Source organism: Bacillus sp. JJ864, from assembly GCF_036963045.1.
Lineage (GTDB): Bacteria > Bacillota > Bacilli > Bacillales > Bacillaceae_G > Bacillus_A > Bacillus_A pseudomycoides_C.
On sequence record NZ_JBALLY010000214.1, the window covers coordinates 3,214 to 5,496 of the forward strand.

Annotated in this window: 1 protein-coding gene and 3 pseudogenes; 2 read left to right on the forward strand and 2 right to left on the reverse strand. The window is 30.4% G+C overall.

The annotated features are described in order from the left end of the window. Both V7024_RS23180 and V7024_RS23185 read left to right on the forward strand, forming a co-directional pair. Window positions 1–299: pseudogene (locus V7024_RS23180) on the forward strand (ABC transporter ATP-binding protein); the annotation flags it as partial. Continuing rightward, window positions 292–1,029, forward strand: coding sequence for an ABC transporter permease (locus V7024_RS23185; protein WP_335524369.1), 738 nt, complete (start codon window positions 292–294; stop codon window positions 1,027–1,029). The pseudogene V7024_RS23180 and the gene V7024_RS23185, both read left to right, overlap by 8 nt. 88 nt (window positions 1,030–1,117) lie before the next feature. On the opposite strand, the pseudogene V7024_RS23190 reads toward V7024_RS23185, so the two are convergent. Next, window positions 1,118–1,312 (reverse strand): annotated as a pseudogene (locus tag V7024_RS23190) (VOC family protein); the annotation flags it as partial. 7 nt (window positions 1,313–1,319) lie between these two features. Next, window positions 1,320–2,197 (reverse strand): annotated as a pseudogene (locus V7024_RS23195) (hypothetical protein). Window positions 2,198–2,283: the final 86 nt, after the last annotated feature.

The window sequence follows — 2,283 nt, forward strand, 5'->3', positions numbered from 1 at the left end:
AAGGAAAACTATTAGAAGAAATTGCTCTCGATACACTTCGAAAAACAAATCGTAAATACTTAGAATTCCAAGTAAATGACGATAATAAAGCTGCAATGCTTTTAGAAAAACAATTTCATATTATGGATTACGAAGTACATGACGAAGGAAATATTCGCGTTTATTCTCATTTCGGACAACAAGGACAGATTAATAAAATGTTTGTTCAAAATGATATTGAAGTATTAAAAATTATGATGAGTGAAGACAGATTAGAGGATTATTTCACCAAATTGGTTGGGGGTGGGACCATTGGTTAATCTACTATATACGGAACTATTAAAACTGAAACGTTCTAATATGTTTCTAATTAGTATTATTGGAGCAGCTGTAGCACCTTTTATGGTAGTAGTCGCATCGTATATACACATAAAAACAAAACAACCCACTAAAACTATTTTGTTTACTGATCTATTTACCGAGGCCCATCTATATACCCTTTTAGTGATTGGAGTTCCCTTATATGGAGTTGTCACCGCTTATCTCTTTAACCGTGAGTATACAGAAAACACATTAAAGAATTTATTAACCATCCCTGTATCACGTATTAGCTTTATCATTAGCAAGTTCATTCTCCTTTTTATTTGGATTATGATATTGACCATGGTTTCTTGGGGATTAACTCTACTATTAGGACTATTAGGAAACTTTCCTGGTCTAAGTAACTTATTAATTCTACAATCTTTCATGAAGTTTTTAATAGGCGGTGGATTTCTTTTTATCTTATCCACTCCTATTGTATTTCTAACTCTTATTATGAAGACTTATGTATCGCCTATTATATTAACTATAGTTATTACAATGCTAAATGTTATGACCGCTAATTCAGAACACAAAGATTTATTCCCTTGGGCAGCGACAATTGATATCGTAAATAACAAACTACAACCAACATATCCACCAGAATATTCTTATATTATCATTGCCGCTACAGCTATTATCGGTTTTCTCGCAACACTATTCTATTTTAAAAAAGTTGATATTCATTGATTTAACTACTAAGCAAGAAGTATTAGTGTCTCATGAAAAGATAAAACCAAAGTATTACAAGTCCCTTCGGAAGTACTGATGGGACTATTTATTCACAAACACCTAAAGGGTTTCCGTCAAGATCAAAAAACGTAAAGAATTTGGTAACCCCTTCTCCGCTAATAGGATTTACTTTAACACCGCGTTCAATTAACAATCGGTAAGTTTCATTAATATCTTTAGGAATAAAGTTATAATATTTCCCTACTCCAAAGTTATTCTCAGGAAACTTCATCGGTTGATGAAGTTTCTTATATATTAGATAAACACTCATTTTCCTCATATAAAGTATTAACATACTCTTTTAAATTTTTAATGAATAATAGAATCTCTTGACTAGACATTCTAGCATGTTGCAGATGAAATATGTTTTCTTTTCCGATTTTTAACTCGTTTGAAATCAAGGTAATAGGGATATTCCTAAAGACATGCCACGGAAAATACAAGTGTACAAAAGTTTCTCTAAAATATATACCCGATTGACAAACTAATACTCCATCCGAACCTTTACTCAAATTACCAAGGACAGATGTATCTAAAAAAGCAATGATTTCTTCTTCTTTTGAAATAATATATCGCGCCAAAATTTTATTTAACTTTTTTCTAAAATATGAGTATCTACAAATAATCCATTATCAGGTTCTAATAATTCATCATACTTCTCAAACAAAGTGCAGATTGATTTTATCTCATCAATTTTTATAACTGGATATATATCATTTTTCTTTGAATTATGGAATGAACTTTTAAGAGTTATAAGTAATTCTTTAAATAACAGTGGTGGATAATCACTCCCGTTAATATTAAAACTTTTTTGTGCATCAAAAGATAAAAAACCATCTTTATCAATTTCGATTTGTTGCACTTCATTTAATTTATCCCATTTCATATTCCCTTTACCTAATAGCCAATTTTTCCAATATAAACCCGAACTTGTAAAGTAAACACCATATTTTCCTGAGCCAAACAAATTGCAACTTAAAAAAGCAATAATTCGATCATTCTTTGGTATAGAGAAACGCTTTTTTGCAATTGACAAGAAATCTTCAGGTATTCTGCCAACATAAAATCTAGACTGTAGATATTCTAAACAAATATCAATTAAACGACTAATATCTATATTCAGCATGAGAATTCTCCGTTTCTTATATATTTTCGATGTAACTACTCAGCCGTACACTTCATTTAGAAGTTTAGTAAAGAGTATAATTCCAG